The 14837-nt window shown below is 66.0% G+C and carries 17 protein-coding genes and 2 tRNA genes; 15 read left to right on the forward strand and 4 right to left on the reverse strand.

Annotated elements, in window-relative coordinates; translation table 11 throughout:
* Positions 1-414: 414 nt before the first annotated feature.
* The 5 genes from XnspCFBP7698_RS07820 (at position 415) to fdxA (ending at position 4559) form a co-directional block, all read left to right on the forward strand.
* Positions 415-1047: a 2-dehydro-3-deoxy-6-phosphogalactonate aldolase gene (locus XnspCFBP7698_RS07820; RefSeq protein ID WP_104580144.1), complete on the forward strand. Its 633-nt coding sequence runs from the start codon at positions 415-417 to the stop codon at positions 1045-1047.
* A complete protein-coding gene (gene dgoD, locus XnspCFBP7698_RS07825) occupies positions 1044-2192 on the forward strand; it encodes a galactonate dehydratase (RefSeq protein WP_039404273.1) in 1149 nt (382 codons plus the stop codon). The genes XnspCFBP7698_RS07820 and dgoD overlap by 4 nt, the downstream gene beginning before the upstream one ends.
* Positions 2186-3097, forward strand: coding sequence for an SMP-30/gluconolactonase/LRE family protein (locus XnspCFBP7698_RS07830; protein WP_104580143.1), 912 nt, complete (start codon positions 2186-2188; stop codon positions 3095-3097). The genes dgoD and XnspCFBP7698_RS07830 overlap by 7 nt, the downstream gene beginning before the upstream one ends.
* Complete coding sequence (locus XnspCFBP7698_RS07835; protein ID WP_104580142.1) at positions 3094-3972, forward strand: 2-dehydro-3-deoxygalactonokinase; 879 nt, start codon at positions 3094-3096, stop codon at positions 3970-3972. The genes XnspCFBP7698_RS07830 and XnspCFBP7698_RS07835 overlap by 4 nt, the downstream gene beginning before the upstream one ends.
* A 263-nt stretch (positions 3973-4235) precedes the next feature.
* Positions 4236-4559, forward strand: a complete 324-nt coding sequence (gene fdxA, locus XnspCFBP7698_RS07840) for a ferredoxin FdxA (protein ID WP_039404267.1) — start codon at positions 4236-4238, stop codon at positions 4557-4559.
* A gap of 113 nt (positions 4560-4672) precedes the next feature.
* Here fdxA and XnspCFBP7698_RS07845 read toward each other — a convergent pair whose 3' ends face one another.
* Together XnspCFBP7698_RS07845 and dapA are read right to left on the reverse strand one after the other, a co-directional pair.
* A complete protein-coding gene (locus tag XnspCFBP7698_RS07845) occupies positions 4673-5191 on the reverse strand; it encodes a hypothetical protein (RefSeq protein ID WP_047694141.1) in 519 nt (172 codons plus the stop codon).
* A gap of 16 nt (positions 5192-5207) precedes the next feature.
* The gene (gene dapA / locus XnspCFBP7698_RS07850) at positions 5208-6116 is read right to left on the reverse strand and encodes a 4-hydroxy-tetrahydrodipicolinate synthase (protein WP_104580141.1); all 909 of its coding nucleotides are present in this window, start codon (positions 6114-6116) and stop codon (positions 5208-5210) included.
* A gap of 92 nt (positions 6117-6208) precedes the next feature.
* Here dapA and XnspCFBP7698_RS07855 point away from each other — a divergent pair, with 92 nt between their 5' ends.
* The 9 genes from XnspCFBP7698_RS07855 (at position 6209) to XnspCFBP7698_RS07895 (ending at position 11760) form a co-directional block, all read left to right on the forward strand.
* The gene (locus XnspCFBP7698_RS07855; protein ID WP_081419256.1) at positions 6209-6835 is read left to right on the forward strand and encodes a glycine cleavage system protein R; all 627 of its coding nucleotides are present in this window, start codon (positions 6209-6211) and stop codon (positions 6833-6835) included.
* Positions 6836-6847: 12 nt separating this feature from the next.
* Positions 6848-7198 (forward strand): ribonuclease E inhibitor RraB, encoded by a 351-nt coding sequence (locus tag XnspCFBP7698_RS07860; RefSeq protein ID WP_104580140.1) that lies wholly within the window; start codon positions 6848-6850, stop codon positions 7196-7198.
* Positions 7199-7235: 37 nt separating this feature from the next.
* Positions 7236-7718, forward strand: coding sequence for a peroxiredoxin (locus tag XnspCFBP7698_RS07865; protein WP_104580139.1), 483 nt, complete (start codon positions 7236-7238; stop codon positions 7716-7718).
* Positions 7719-7800: 82 nt separating this feature from the next.
* Complete coding sequence (locus tag XnspCFBP7698_RS07870; RefSeq protein ID WP_104580138.1) at positions 7801-9198, forward strand: PhoH family protein; 1398 nt, start codon at positions 7801-7803, stop codon at positions 9196-9198.
* Positions 9198-9683 carry a hypothetical protein gene (locus tag XnspCFBP7698_RS07875; RefSeq protein WP_047694131.1) on the forward strand — a complete coding sequence of 162 codons (486 nt, stop codon included), beginning with the start codon at positions 9198-9200 and terminating at the stop codon, positions 9681-9683. Before XnspCFBP7698_RS07870 ends, XnspCFBP7698_RS07875 begins: the two co-directional genes overlap by 1 nt.
* 83 nt (positions 9684-9766) lie before the next feature.
* A complete protein-coding gene (thiD, locus tag XnspCFBP7698_RS07880) occupies positions 9767-10576 on the forward strand; it encodes a bifunctional hydroxymethylpyrimidine kinase/phosphomethylpyrimidine kinase (protein ID WP_184387129.1) in 810 nt (269 codons plus the stop codon).
* On the forward strand, positions 10573-11472 hold the full coding sequence (locus tag XnspCFBP7698_RS07885; RefSeq protein ID WP_104580136.1) for an alpha/beta hydrolase: 900 nt from the start codon (positions 10573-10575) through the stop codon (positions 11470-11472). The genes thiD and XnspCFBP7698_RS07885 overlap by 4 nt, the downstream gene beginning before the upstream one ends.
* 40 nt (positions 11473-11512) lie before the next feature.
* A tRNA-Arg gene (locus tag XnspCFBP7698_RS07890) sits at positions 11513-11589 on the forward strand.
* A gap of 94 nt (positions 11590-11683) precedes the next feature.
* Positions 11684-11760, forward strand: a tRNA-Arg gene (locus XnspCFBP7698_RS07895).
* Between the two features lie 245 nt (positions 11761-12005).
* Here the strand turns inward: XnspCFBP7698_RS07895 and XnspCFBP7698_RS07900 are convergent.
* Both XnspCFBP7698_RS07900 and XnspCFBP7698_RS07905 read right to left on the reverse strand, forming a co-directional pair.
* Positions 12006-12998, reverse strand: coding sequence for a DedA family protein/thiosulfate sulfurtransferase GlpE (locus tag XnspCFBP7698_RS07900; protein ID WP_104580135.1), 993 nt, complete (start codon positions 12996-12998; stop codon positions 12006-12008).
* Between the two features lie 44 nt (positions 12999-13042).
* The gene (locus tag XnspCFBP7698_RS07905) at positions 13043-13987 is read right to left on the reverse strand and encodes a LysR substrate-binding domain-containing protein (protein ID WP_104580134.1); all 945 of its coding nucleotides are present in this window, start codon (positions 13985-13987) and stop codon (positions 13043-13045) included.
* 136 nt (positions 13988-14123) lie between these two features.
* Here XnspCFBP7698_RS07905 and XnspCFBP7698_RS07910 point away from each other — a divergent pair, with 136 nt between their 5' ends.
* Positions 14124-14825, forward strand: coding sequence for a pirin family protein (locus XnspCFBP7698_RS07910; protein WP_039563828.1), 702 nt, complete (start codon positions 14124-14126; stop codon positions 14823-14825).
* Positions 14826-14837: the final 12 nt, after the last annotated feature.

A 14837-nucleotide genomic window follows, 5' to 3' on the forward strand; every position in this document is an offset into this window, starting at 1 on the left:
AGGTGCGGTTGCGGCCGTGTATTCGTCGGAGGAATAGAATATGCCGAAAATTTCATTTGCAGCACATATCTCCCCGCGCGAGGCTAGCGCTCGCCGCAGCAGGAGCCCCTACCTCCCGGGCGCGGCCAGAACAGACGTGACCCATCTTCGACAAGGTGGCAACACGCACGCCATGACCGCGGAGGTGGACGACGATGACGGCATCTTGCCGGCCACTTGCGGGCCGTAGCTCCAGGCGTGCTGCGCGCGCCACGCCGCATCCGGCGCGTTGCGGCGTCTCTTCCCCGCCCTGCGTTTTTCTGCTGCATTGCGCAGCGGCGACGGCCAGTTGCCGCGCGCAGTGCGCAAGTTCCCCCGACGTTGCCGGCCACCGGGTCGCCAATGGCCGCTTTCCGCTCTATCGCGAGTAACCGCATGACCTCAGATACCACCGCCAGCCTGTTCGCCCTGCCCCTGGTCGCCATCCTGCGCGGCATCACGCCGGAAGAAACGCTTGACCACGTCGGCGCGCTGATCGACGCCGGCTTCGACGCGATCGAGATCCCGCTCAATTCGCCGCGCTGGGAGCAGAGCATTGCGCTGGCCCAGCAGACCTATGGCGAACGCGCCTGGATCGGTGCCGGCACCGTGCTGCGCAATGAAGACGTCGACACCCTGGCAGAGATCGGCGCGCGCTTCATCGTCACTCCCAACACGCGCCCGTCGCTGATCCGGCATGCGGTGTCGCGCGGGCTGACCGTGGTGGCCGGCTTCGCCACCGCCAGCGAGGCGTTCGACGCCATCGATGCGGGCGCCACCATTCTCAAGCTGTTCCCGGCAGCGACCTATGGCGCCGCGCATGTGCGCGCATTGCGCTCGGTGCTGCCCAAGCACATCCCGGTCTACGTAGTCGGCGGCGTCAGCCCGCAGACCCTGGCCGGCTTCATCGCCCAGGGCGCGGCCGGCGCCGGCATCGGCGGCGAACTGTACAAACCCGCGCAATCGCTCGAAACAACCCAGACGCATGCACGCGCCTTCGTGCAGGCCTACCAGGAACTGCAAGGATGAAGATCACCCGCCTCACCACCTACCACGCCGCACCACGCTGGCTGTTCCTCAAGGTCGAGACCGACGAGGGCATCACCGGTTGGGGCGAGCCGGTCATCGAAGGCCGCGCGCGCTCGGTGGAAGCTGCCGTGCACGAACTGGCCGGCTATGTCGTCGGCAAGGACCCGGCGCGCATCAATGACCTGTGGCAGACCATGTACCGCGCCGGCTTCTATCGCGGCGGCGCCATCCTGATGAGCGCCATCGCCGGCATCGACCAGGCGTTGTGGGACATCAAGGGCAAGGCGCTGGGCGTACCGGTGTACGAGCTGCTGGGCGGGCTGGTGCGCGACCGCATGAAGACATATCGCTGGGTCGGCGGCGACCGCCCCGGCGCCATCATCCAGCAGATCACCGACTACCGCGCGCTGGGTTTTGACACCTTCAAGTTCAACGGCACCGAAGAAATGAAGCTGATCGACAGCGCCCGCGCGGTCGATGCAGCAGTGGTCAAGGTGGCCGAAATCCGCGAAGCCTTCGGCAACACCATCGACTTCGGTATCGACTTCCACGGCCGCGTCGGCGCGCCGATGGCCAAGGCGCTGCTTCGCGAGCTGGAACCGTTCAAGCCGCTGTTCGTCGAAGAGCCGGTACTGGCCGAACAGGCCGAGTACTACCCGCGCCTGGCCGCGAGCACCTCGATTCCGCTGGCGGCCGGCGAGCGCATGTTCTCGCGCTTCGAATTCAAGAACGTGCTGTGTGCCGGCGGTATCGGCATGGTGCAGCCCGATCTTTCGCATGCCGGCGGCATCACCGAATGCGTCAAGATCGCCGCGATGGCCGAAGCCTACGACGTCGGCTTCGCCCCGCACTGCCCGCTCGGCCCGATCGCGCTGGCTGCGTGCCTGCACGTGGACTTCGTCTCGCACAACGCGGTACTGCAGGAACAGAGCATCGGCATCCATTACAACGAAGGCGCCGACCTGCTCGATTACGTCATCAATAAAGACGATTTTCAGTGTGTCGATGGCAGTATCGCCGCCCTGCCCAAGCCCGGGCTCGGTGTGGAGATCGACGAAGACATGCTCAAGCGCGCAAACGAAAACCCGCCGGACTGGCGCAACCCGGTGTGGCGCCATGCCGATGGCAGCATCGCCGAATGGTGAGCACGCCAGAACACACCGCCGTACTGGCGGTCGACAGCCGCTGCACGCATGGCGAAGGCGTGTTGTGGTGCGAGCAGCGCCAGGCGCTGTACTGGGTCGACATCGTTGAAAAGCGCCTGTGGCGGCATCATCCGGCCACGGCGCAATCGCGCTACTGGACGCTGCCCGATCGCCCGGGCTGCCTGGGCCTGATGGACGACGGCCGCGTGCTGGTCGCCTTGGCCAAGGCGATTGGCGTGGTCGATCCGGACAATACCGATGCCGACCTGCTGCCATTCGAAAGACTGGCCGATATCGAAGCCGACAACCCGCTCACGCGCAGCAACGATGGCCGCGTCGACCGGCATGGCAATCTGGTGTTCGGCACCATGGACGAACACGACAGCAAGGCCGCGCGCGGCGCGTTCTACCAGTTTTCGCTGCGGCACGGCCTGCGTGCGCTGCCGTTGCCGGGCGTGTCGATCCCCAACTCGATCTGCTTCAGCCTGGACGGCCGCACGCTGTACTACTGCGACTCCGTGCGCCCGCAGATCCTGTGCTGCGATTACGACGCGGAGACGGCGCAGACCAGCAACACGCGCGTGTTCGCCACCCTGGATCGCGACGACGCCGAGCCGGATGGCTCCATCATCGACAGCGAAGGGCACCTGTGGAACGCGCAATGGCGTGCCTGCCGCGTGGTGCGCTACCGCCCCGACGGCAGTGTTGACCGGATCGTGCACCTGCCGATCAAGCACCCCACCTGCGGCGCGTTCGGCGGCGCTGCGCTGGACCGCCTGCACGTGATCTCCTCGCGCCTGGACCACAGCGCCGATGAACTCGCGCGCATGCCCGACGCTGGCGGCCTGTTCGTCTGCGATGTCGCCATCGCCGGCCTGCCCGAGAGCCGGGTGGCCAGCGCATGATCGCCGTCGATTGGGGCACCAGCAGCCTGCGCGCCTATCTGCTCGACGCCACCGGCGCCGTGCTGGAGCAACGCCGCGGCAGCGACGGCATCCTGGCCTGCCAGGGCCGCTTCGCCGAGGTACTCACCAGGCTGATCGCCGGCTGGGACGGCCCGCTGCTGCTGTCGGGCATGATCGGCAGCCGCAACGGCTGGGTCGAACAACCCTATCTGCCCTGCCCAGCCGGCACCGCCGCGCTCGCCCAGGCGATGCGCAGCGAAGACGACCTGCTGCCCGGCCGCACGTTGTGGTTCGTGCCGGGCGTGAGCACCGGCGAATACGACGGCGTGCCGGACGTGATGCGTGGCGAAGAAACCCAGCTGGTCGGCCTGATCGCCGCACTTGGCGACGGTGAGCATGTCGCCTGCCTGCCCGGCACGCACAGCAAGTGGGCGCGGATCGCCAACGGCCAGCTGACCGGGTTCGCCACTGTCATGACCGGCGAGCTGTATGCCGTGCTGCGTCAACACAGCATCCTCGGCAAGCTGATGGACGACGATCACGCCGAACTGGACGCCGCTGCATTCCTGCAAGGTGTCGACCGCAGCGCCGACGCTGGCGGCCTCAGCCACCACCTTTTCGGCACCCGCACGCTCGGCCTGTTCGAACGCCTGTCCTCTGCGGCACTGCCGTCCTACCTCTCGGGCCTGTTGATCGGCCACGAACTGCGCGAGCACCGCGGCGATCACGCCATCGTGCATCTGGTCGGCAGCCCGGCGCTGGCCCAGCGGTATGCCCTGGCGCTGCAGCATCTGGGCGTCCAAAGCCAGCTGCATCCGGAAGACCTGGCAGCGGCAGGGTTGTTCGCGCTGGCCAGGCAGCGCGGACTGGTCTGACCGAAAAAACGCAGGAGCAAGAAGCCCCTCTCCTACGGGAGAGGGGTTGGGGTGAGGGTACGGCTGCAGACAGCCAACTCGACGAACTTACCCAAACAAAGCGAGCACCGCCGTCAGCCAACCTGACTAAGCGACAGGCACTACTTGCGCAGGACGGTACGCAGCTGCCGCAGCAAAAATCGCACGCTACCCCTAAAGATCATTCACTCCACACCCGTCCCCCGACTGCTTTAGAATTGACAGGCTAAACGCCGGATTCCGCCATGCCTTTTGTTGTCACCGAAAACTGCATCAAGTGCAAATACACCGACTGCGTCGAGGTCTGCCCGGTGGATTGCTTCCACGTCGGCCCGAACTTTCTGGTGATCGATCCGGACGAGTGCATCGACTGCACTCTGTGCGAGCCCGAGTGTCCGGCCAATGCGATCTACCCGGAAGACGACGTGCCAGCAGGTCAGGAAGCCTTCGTCGCGCTCAATGCCGAGCTGGCCAAGGCCTGGCCGGTGCTGACCGTGCGTCAGGAACCGCTTCCCGATGCGGCCGAATGGGATGGCAAGCCGAACAAGCTGCCGCTACTGCAGCGCTGATCGCCGCAATCAGATGCGGCGCGACGCCCATGGCGCAGCCGCAACCCGACACCGCATAACGCAAAACGGGCGCCAGGGGCGCCCGTTTTGCTATCCAGCCAACTGAACCGGCCTCAGCCGCCAAGCTTGCTCTTGAGCGAGCTGATCACCGCCACCGGTGCCGCTGCCGTGGCCGGCATGCCGCGCGGATCAACTGCCGAGACGTAGCTGCCCGCATCGACCTTGACCACGCGCACCAGGAAGCTGGAGCCTTCGTAGCTCACATCGTAGGAACCCAGCATCTGCGCCTTGCTGGCGATGGTCAGGCCCGGAATCTCGGCCAGCGCCGTGCCGACCTTGGCGAACACCTCATCGCGCTCGCCGGCCACGGTGAAACCGCTGTTGGCGCTCGCCGACGGCGGCGTGTTGGTGTTCTGTTGCGTGGTGGAGGCCAGAGTCGGCACCTTCATCGCACCCGAGGTGTCGGGCAGGTTCAGGTCCGGCGGCACTTCCAGCGGCCGGGCTTCCGGGGCCAGCGCATAGTCGCCGCGCGCGCCCTTGTGAAACCAGCTGCAACCGCTCGTGGCAGCGACGGTGGCGGTCGCCAGCAACGCGAGCGACAGCACGCGGACGGGGGAAACGGAATGACGCATCGATAGATCTCCTGGGTCAGGCCGCGAGCATTTCGCGGCTGGAAAGCGCTTCCAACGCAATGGCGTCGGCGGCAAGGCGGTCGGCGGCAGGCTGGTGCGCCGCGGAGAGTGGCAGCAGCGGCAAGCGCAGGCCGTGCCCGATCCCGGCGCGCTGCAGCAACGCCTTGACCGGGATGGGATTGGATTCGATCCCGCAGAAGCTGTGATATTCGCTCAGGCGCGCATCCCAGGCGGTGGCGGCCTCGCGCTGGCCATCGCGGGCCAGATTGCACAGGCGACGGTAGGCTGCCGGCAAGGCATTGGATGCCACCGACACCAGCCCCGCGGCGCCGGACAGCATCGCGTGCGCCGCGCTGCCGTCATCGCCACTGAGCACCACGAAGCTCTCGCTGCGCAGTGCCACCAGCGCGGCAATGCGCTCGGGCTCGCTACGGGCCTCCTTGATGCCGACGATGCTGGGGTGCCCGACCAGTTCGGCCACCGTCTCCGGCAGCAGGTCGCAGCCGGTGCGGCCAGGCACGTTGTACAGCACCACCGGCAAGCCGCCGTTGTCGGCCACCGCCAGGAAGTGTGCTTTCAGCCCGGCCTGGGTCGGACGCACGTACGGCGGCGTGACAACCAACGCGTACTGCGCGCCCAGAGCGGCGGCGCGGCGTGTCTGCGCAATGGTCTTGGCGGTACCGGACAACCCGGTGCCGGCCAGCACCGGCACTTGGCCGGCCACCTGCGCCACCGCAGCGCGCAGCAGTGTGTCGTATTCGTCGTCGCTCAGCGCGGCGGCTTCGCCGGTGGAGCCGGCGACCACGATTCCCTGCACGCCACCGTGCAGCTGCTGCTCCAGCAGCCGCCGCCAGGCATCCAGGTCGAGTGCGCCATCCGGACCGAAAGGGGTCGCCAGCGCGGTGATGATGCCGGAAAGGGACAAGATTCTGCTGCTCTTACGTGACAGGGAAGGCCCGCGCGGGCGCGGGTTGAGACCACCCGCATGTTACTTGCGGCGCGAAACCACGGGCAAGTATGCTGGTCACCGCCAGGGCGCCTGCCCGGGCGGCCATTCAGCCTGATGCAATGCCGGAAGCCCCTTTGACCGACTCGACACCCCGGCCTTTGCCGACCGAAAACCACCTCCTGATCAACGCCTACACGACGCATCCGGAGTCCCCCCTGTTGCCCGTCACCCGCCGCATCGCCGACAGCGGCTGCAATCTCGTGGACGCCCGTCTGGCCACGGTGGGGCGCGATGTCTCGGTCACTGCACTGGCCACCGGCTCCTGGGATTCGGTCGCCAAGCTCGAGGCGATGCTGACCCGGCTGGAACGCGAGGAAGGCCTCAAGCTGGTGTGGTACCGCACCGGCCCCAAGCAGACCCAGTCCAACCTGCTGCCCTACATCGTCGAAGTGATCGCCGCCGACAAGCCCGGCATCCTGTTTCAGCTGGCCGACTTCTTCGACCGCCAGGGCATCACCATCGAAAACCTGCAGAGCACGCGCTACCGCGCCATGCAGACCGGCGCGGAGATGTTCTCTGCGCAGGTGACGATCGGGGTGCCGGCCAACATGCACATCGCCGCATTGCGCGATGATTTCCTGGAATTCTGTGATCACCTCAATCTCGACGCGATCATGGACCCGATGAAGTTCTAAGGCAGACGCACCATGGCCATCGCCCAATACGCGCTGAAACAGATGTTCGACCACATCCGCTCCGAGACCGACTGGAACCTCGATGGCCCGCTGCGCTGGGAATATTTTTTTGCCGATCCGGCGCAGGAACCGCTGCAGAAACTCGCCGAGCAATTGACCCAGGATGGCTACCGCGTCATCGATATCTTTCTCGGCGAGCGCGACGAAGACGATGGCGACGACGAGGAGTCGTATTTCCTGCATGTGGACAAGAAAGAGCACCACACCATCGAGTCGCTGAATCAGCGCAATGCGCAGTTCGACGCACTCGCCAAACGTTTCCATGTGGCTGCTTATGATGGGATGGATGTCGGCCCGGCCTGACCGCGCCGCACGCCCCTCCCGCTGAGGCTGAGCAACGATGACCGACGCCGTACTGCAACTGCCCGCCGCAACCTTCGACCTGCCGCTGTCGCTCTCCGGCAGCGCCCAGGCCAGCCTGCGCGACTATGCCGGCAAGTGGCTGGTGCTGTACTTCTACCCGAAGGACAGCACCCCCGGCTGCACCACCGAAGGCCTGGACTTCAACGCGCTGCTGCCGCAGTTCAAAAAAGCCGGCGCCGTGGTGTTCGGCGTCTCGCGCGATTCGGTGAAGTCGCACGACAACTTCTGCGCCAAGCAAGGCTTCACCTTCCCGTTGATCAGCGACAGCGATGAAGCGCTGTGCCGCGCCTTCGACGTGATCAAGGAAAAGAACATGTACGGCAAACAGGTGCTCGGCATCGAGCGCAGCACCTTCCTGCTGTCGCCCGAGGGGCATGTCGTGCAGGCCTGGCGCAAGGTCAAGGTCGCCGGCCATGCCGAGGCCGTGCTGACTGCAGTGAAGGCGCACGCCAAACAGTGACACCCCTCGCCTCCCGCGTCCTCCATCACCCTGCACCTGCAGGCGTGATGGCTCGCCCCTGCTCCATCACTTGGAAGACCCAATGACCCGAGGCAAGCGCATCTACGTGCTGGACACCAACGTGCTGATGCACGATCCCACCGCGCTGTTCAAGTTTGAAGAACACGATGTGTTCCTGCCGATGCAGGTGATCGAGGAGCTCGACAACGCCAAGAAGGGCACCTCCGAAGTCAGCCGCAATGCGCGGCAGGTCAGCCGGTTCCTGGACGAATTGCTGGAAAACACCAACGCCGAGCAGATCCAGGCCGGCATCCTGCTCAGCCACCCGCAGGGCATCCAGCTCAAGGGCCAGGCCGCGATCGGCCGTCTGTTTTTTCAGATCAAACCGATCGACCCGGGCCGCACCTTCGGCGCCATGCTGCCGGACAACAAGATCCTGGCCTCGGTGCTGGCGCTGCGCGAAGAACATCCGGACGTGCCGGTCATTCTGGTGTCCAAGGACATCAACCTGCGCATCAAGGCCTACATCAGCGGCCTGGTGGCGGAGGACTATCAGAACGACCGCGCGCTGGACGATTTCAGCCTGCTGTTCACCGGCGCCATCGAGCTACCGGAAGACTTCTGGCAGAAGCACAACGAAGACCTGCGCAGCTGGAACGAACGCGGCCGCACGCACTACGAGATCGTGCTGGCCGAGGACGAAGACTGGTACCCCAACCAGTACCTGTATTTGCCTGGCGAAGACGAAGTGGAACTGCGTGTGGCCAAGGTCGGCGGCGGCAAGGCCACGCTGTGTCTGGTGGACGACTTCCGTAGCGGCCAGCATGCGGTGTGGGGCATCGTGGCGCGCAACCGCGAGCAGAATTTCGCGCTCAATGCCTTGATGGACCCGGAGATCGATTTCGTCACCCTGCTCGGCACCGCCGGCACCGGCAAGACCCTTCTCGCGCTCGCCGCCGGCCTGGCGCAGACCATGGACCAGCAGCGTTACCGCGAAATCATCATGACCCGCGCCACCGTCAGCGTGGGCGAAGACATCGGCTTTTTGCCCGGTACCGAAGAAGAAAAGATGACGCCGTGGATGGGCGCGCTGACCGACAACCTGGAAGTGCTCACGCACAATCAGGAAGGCGGCGCATGGGGGCGCGCGGCCACCAACGACCTGCTGGCAAGCCGCATCAAGATCCGTTCGATGAACTTCATGCGCGGCCGTACCTTCCTGTCGCGGTATCTGATCCTGGACGAGGCGCAGAACCTCACGCCGAAGCAGATGAAGACGCTGATCACCCGTGCCGGCCCCGGTACCAAGATCGTGTGCCTGGGCAACGTCGAACAGATCGACACGCCCTACCTCACCGAAACGACCTCGGGTCTGACCTACGCGGTGGATCGCTTCAAGGCCTGGCCGCACAGCGCGCACATCACGCTACGGCGTGGCGAGCGCTCGCGCCTGGCCGACTTCGCCTCGGAGGTGTTGTGATGCGCGCATTTCGCGGCGCGTTGGCGCTGGCCGTGCTCGCGCTGGCCGGCTGCGCCACCACGCAGGGACCATCCAGCGTGCCGACCAATCTCAAGAACGGGCAGTCGTGGATCATCACGCGCCAAGGCGTGGCCGAGCAGGTGCTGCAGACCTGCTCGCGCGACAGCCCGGCGCGTCATCCGGGCCAGATCACCGGCTACTGGGCACCGAACCATCAGCAGATCGAACAGCTCGAATCCCGGCAGGACGCGTTGACGCCCACCATCGCCGAGCCGCGCGAGTTCGACCGCCAGTACGTGGGTGTGGTGATCGGGGGCCAGCAGCTGATCTACATCAACGCCTTCAAGCTGCCGAACACGCCGCAGATGAAACCGGCCACCGAGGCGATCCAGGCCTGCGATGGCGGCAACATGTTCTGGGGCGCGTTGTACGACCCACAGACCGGCGCGTTCTCGCAGATCGCGGTGAACGGGGCACCGCCGTGATCCTGCCGTAAGCGCTGGCAGGCGCAGGCAGCGTTCAGACACCGGTTCTGCACAGCTGCAATCGGACCGTGCAGAATCGGCGCATGACCACGCCCAGCACGCTGTCCGCATTGACCATCGCCGGCTCCGATTCCGGCGGTGGTGCCGGCATCCAGGCCGACCTCAAGACCTTCGCCGCGCATCGCGTGCACGGGTTATCGGCGATCACCGCCTTGACTGCGCAACATACCCGCGCCGTCACCGCCGTGCACATCCCGCCGCTGCCGTTTCTGCAGGCGCAGGTGGATGCCTGCTTTGCCGATTTCCAGATCCAGGCCGTCAAGCTCGGCATGCTGGCCAATGCCGACGTCATCCATTGCGTGGCCGACCTGCTCGAACGGCATCGCCCACCATTCGTGGTGCTCGATCCGGTGATGGTGTCCACCAGCGGCGCGCGCCTGCTTGAAGACGCCGCGCTGGATGCCTTGCGCACCCGTCTGCTGCCGCTGGCCACGCTGGTCACCCCCAACACGCCCGAAGCGGAGCTATTGACCGGCCGCCGCATCGACGACGCCGATGCCGCCGAGCACGCCACCGCCGCGCTGCTCGATCTGGGCGCCAACGCGGTGCTGCTCAAGGGCGGCCATCTGCACGAAGGCGCACGTGTGTTCGATCGCTTCGATGACGGCGTCACCCAGGATGTCTTCATGCATCCACGTGTGCAGGTCGACGCGCATGGCACCGGCTGCAGTCTGTCGGCCGCGATCGCCGCACAACTGTGCCAGGGCCTGTCGCTCCTCAATGCCTGCGAAGCGGCCATCGACTACGTGGCACGCGCAATCCACCTCGGCCAACGCCCCGGGCACAGCGATGTGCTGGTGCTCGACCACTTCGGCGCTGCGCACGGCGCATGAGCGTACACAGCACCACCATGAGCGCGAGCGCCGCCGACGGGCACCGCTGGCAGGTAATGCGCTACGCGCCGGCACAGCCACTGGCCGCGCTGCTATGGCTGCCGGCCTTGGGCGTGGCGGCGCGGCATTATCAACCGTTCGCGCAGGTGCTCGCATCGGCCGGCATCGCGGTGTATCTGCACGAATGGCGTGGCAATGGCAGCAGCAGCCTGCGCCCGTCGCGCGAGCACGATTGGGGTTACCGCACGCTGCTGGCCGAGGATCTTCCGGCCAGCCACGCCTTGCTGGATCGGCACGACCCGCAACTTCCACGCATCCTGGGCGGCCATAGCCTGGGCGGCCAACTGGCCTGCTGCCACGCCGCGCTGCTGCTCACGCCGGCGACGCATGCCTCACCGCTCGCACAGCTGTGGTTGGTGGCCAGCGGCTCGCCCTACTGGCGCCATTTCCCGCGTCCCATGCGCTATGGCCTGCCGTTGGCGTTTCGCGCCCTGCCGTGGCTGGCAAAGCTGCAAGGCGTGCTGCATGGGCGCAGGCTTGGCTTCGGCGGGACCGAAGCGCGCGGCCTGATCGCCGACTGGGCACAGGTGGGCCGCAGCAACCGCTATCGCGCCGCCGGCGCGACCTGGGACCTGGAACATGCACTGGGTGCATTGACCACTCCGATCACCGCACTGACCTTCGCACGCGACAACTTCGGTCCGCCGGCGGCGTTGCACGCACTGCTGGGCAAGATGCCGCAGGCACATGCCCGGCTGCAGCACCTGCAGGATGCGCAGCTGGGCGTGCGCAGCGATCACTTCGCATGGATGAAGGCGCCCGCCGCAGTAGCTGCCGCGCTCGTTGGCAGCCTTGGTGTCGAGGTCAACGGCAATCGAAGTTCACAAAGGGATTGACGAGTACGTCGGGCATCCGCATAATTCCGCTCCTGACGAGGCGCCCGTAGCTCAGTTGGATAGAGTACCTGGCTACGAACCAGGCGGTCGGGAGTTCGAATCTCTCCGGGCGCACCATCTTCAGGAACCACAAAAGACAGCATTGAACCGCTGTCTTTTCAGTTAAACGTCCAGCTGTGTTGCAGCGGATGGCAAGTCAAAAACAAGATATGCGCCCGTAGCTCAGTTGGATAGAGTACCTGGCTACGAACCAGGCGGTCGGGAGTTCGAATCTCTCCGGGCGCACCAATCTTGAAGAAAACGACCAGCTTGCTGGTCTTTTTTTTGCCCGTCGTTTGCTCCCTGCCCTGCACGTCCGGCATTGCAACCACGCAAGGGCGAGCCGCGGCATGACGCTGGAAACCAGGACAAGATCGCCGTTGCGTTCAACACCCGGGACATGGATGGCCACGCGCATCGCCGTGCAGTGCGAACGTTCGCGCTGCCGACGCAATCGGCTTTCACTTCGCACGTCGAACGCCTGCACACGACGATCAAGCCGTGGCGCGCACCGCTTCCGCGCCGCCCACCACCACGACCGGCAACAACGAGGTCACCGGATGCCCGGCGTCGCGCCATGCATCCAGTCCGCCGCGCAGCGGGCGCACATCGCGATAGCCGCGCTCACGCATCCGCCCCGCCAACCAGGCCGCAGACACTTCGTCCGGGCATGCGCAATAAATCACCACACTGCGCTCGCGCGGCACGCTGGCCAGGATCTGCGCAAGCTGACGCTCGTCGGCAAATACCGCGCCAGGGATCGTGTAGGGCTGCAGGTCGCGATACCCCGGTGCCCGGATATCCAGCACGGTGGGCCGCAGGCTCTCATCGCCATCCAGCAACGGCACCAGCTCGTCCACCGCGATGCGCGCATGGTCCAGCGACCGCAGCAGGCTGTGGCGGCGCCACCATCGCCAGCCGACGTAGCCCGCCAACAGCGCTACGAGCACCGCCACGGCTCCGGAGCCCAGCTCCGACAGGAAGCCGAGCACGTCCTGCACCTGATCGGCGAACACGGCCCCCAGGCCCAGCCCGACCAGGGCCCACAGCGAGGCACCGAATGCGTCGTAGCGCAGGAAGGCGCCGGGCCGTACCCGCATCGCGCCGGCCATGGGCACCGACACCATCGACAGGCCCGGCACGAACTTGGTCACCGCCAGCACCCGCACACCCCAGCGCGAGAAAAACCGCTCGGTCTGCTTCATGCAGGTATCGCGCGACAGCGACAACCGGCACAGCGACTGCAAGGTGCGGTTACCGAAACGACGGCCGGCCAAATACCAGGCCAGATCGCCCAGCAGGCTGGCCAGCACCGACACGCCCCACGCCGCCAGACCGGCCAGCCACGCATCGCTACCACCGCGCAGCGCGTAACCGGCCCCAACCAGCACCAGTGTCGGTAACGCCGGTACCGGCAGCCCGAGCGACAATGCCAGTACGTTGGCGAACACCAGCGCCAATCCGTACTGTTCGATCAAGCCTTGCATGCGGGGACCCTGCGCGACGGCGAGCGGCCATTATCCGCCCTTGCTCATGCCACCGGCTGCCTGGCAGCAACGAAACGATACGTTTCGGCGAGCGCCTGCAACCAGTGCGCGAACAAGTGGTCGCGGCGCAGGGCACGTCGCCACCACCCCAGCGCTTCGCCCTCCTCGCCCGGCCGCCACGCCAGGTAGAACGTCTCGTCGGCTTTGGGGGTTTCCACGGGCACTTCGACCAGCAGGCCGTCGTGCAGCGCGCCGCGTGCGTACGGCTCGGGCAGGAAACCGTAGCCGGCACCGCCAAGCTGCAGCAGCAGCTTGGTGTGCATGTCCGGCACGGTCAGCACATCGCGCCCGGACAATAGCCCGACTGTGCGCGGCAGCAGACGCCGCGCCGAGTCCGCCACGGCAATCGCCCGATGCTCGGCCAGCTCGGCCACGCCCAGTCGTTGCGCGCCCGCCAGAGGATGCGTGGCCGCCACCGCGAACACGAAGCGCAAGGTACCGATCGGCTCGGCGACATAGCCGCCCCCGCTCGGCCCCTCGCCGGCCGCCACGATCAGGTCCACACGCCGGTCCAGCAAGGCCTCCCAACTGCCGGACAGCGACTCGCTGAGCACGCGCAGCCGGGTGCTGTCGGCCACCGTGTAGAAGTCCAGGATCTGCGGTTGCAACAACGCCGCCGGCAGGACCGCGTCCAGCCCGATCGCGAAATCCGACTCCCAACCCGAGGCTACCCGCCGCACCCGCACCTCCAGCTCCTGCGCGGCGCGCAACAGATGCCGCCCTTCGCGCAATAGCTCGCGCCCGGCCTGCGTCGGCGTCGCCTTGGGCCCGACCCGCTCGAACAGCTGCACTCCCAGGTCCTCTTCCAGCTTGGACACCGTGTAGGAGATGGTCGAGGGCACCTTGAACAACACCTTGGCCGCTGCGGCAAAGGAACCACGGCGGTCGATCGCATCCAGGATCTGCAAGGCCTCGAGGCTGATTTTCATTATTCGAATTTTTCGATGATAGCGACCAAATCTACTCGCTTTTTCTCCCGCGCGTACAGGCAGAGACTACGCATCAAGCCGCTGGGACAGCGATTCAGCCCCCAGCGCCAATTCGAATCTTTCAAGGAGCAGCATCATGTTGAATGTCCGCAAGAGCGAAACCCGTGGCCGCGCCGAACATGGCTGGCTGTCCTCGCGCCATACCTTCTCCTTCGCCAGCTACCACGATCCGCGCCATATGGGCATCGGCCCGCTGCGAGTGATCAACGAAGACAAGGTGGTCCCGGGCGAAGGCTTCGGCACCCACGCCCACCGCGACATGGAGATCATTTCCTACGTCCTGGGCGGAGCGCTGGAGCACAAGGACAGCATGGGCACCGGTTCGGTGCTGCACTACGGCGACGTGCAGCGCATGAGCGCGGGCAGCGGCGTGACCCATAGCGAGTTCAATCACTCGTCCAGCGAGCCGGTACACTTCCTGCAGATCTGGGTGATGCCCGAGCGCAACGGCATCGAACCGAGCTACGAAGAAAAGCACTTCGATGCCGACAGCAAGCGCAACCAGCTGCGCCTGATTGCCTCGCCCGGCGGCGAAGACGGTTCGCTCCGCTTGCACCAGGATGCACGCCTGTATGCCTCGATCCTGGACGGCGACGCACGCCTGCAACAACCGCTGGCCGAAGGGCGTATCGGCTACGTGCAGGTGGCGCGCGGCAGCCTGAGCATCAATGGGCAGGCGTTGTCGGCCGGCGATGCGGTGCAGATCATCGGTGAGCCGGAGATCGTGCTGGCCGATGCCCGCGATGCAGAAGTGCTGGTCTTCGATCTACCCAAGTAAGTGCCATACGCC

It is taken from the genome of Xanthomonas sp. CFBP 7698, from assembly GCF_003600855.1.
In the GTDB taxonomy this organism is placed as follows: domain Bacteria; phylum Pseudomonadota; class Gammaproteobacteria; order Xanthomonadales; family Xanthomonadaceae; genus Xanthomonas; species Xanthomonas cannabis.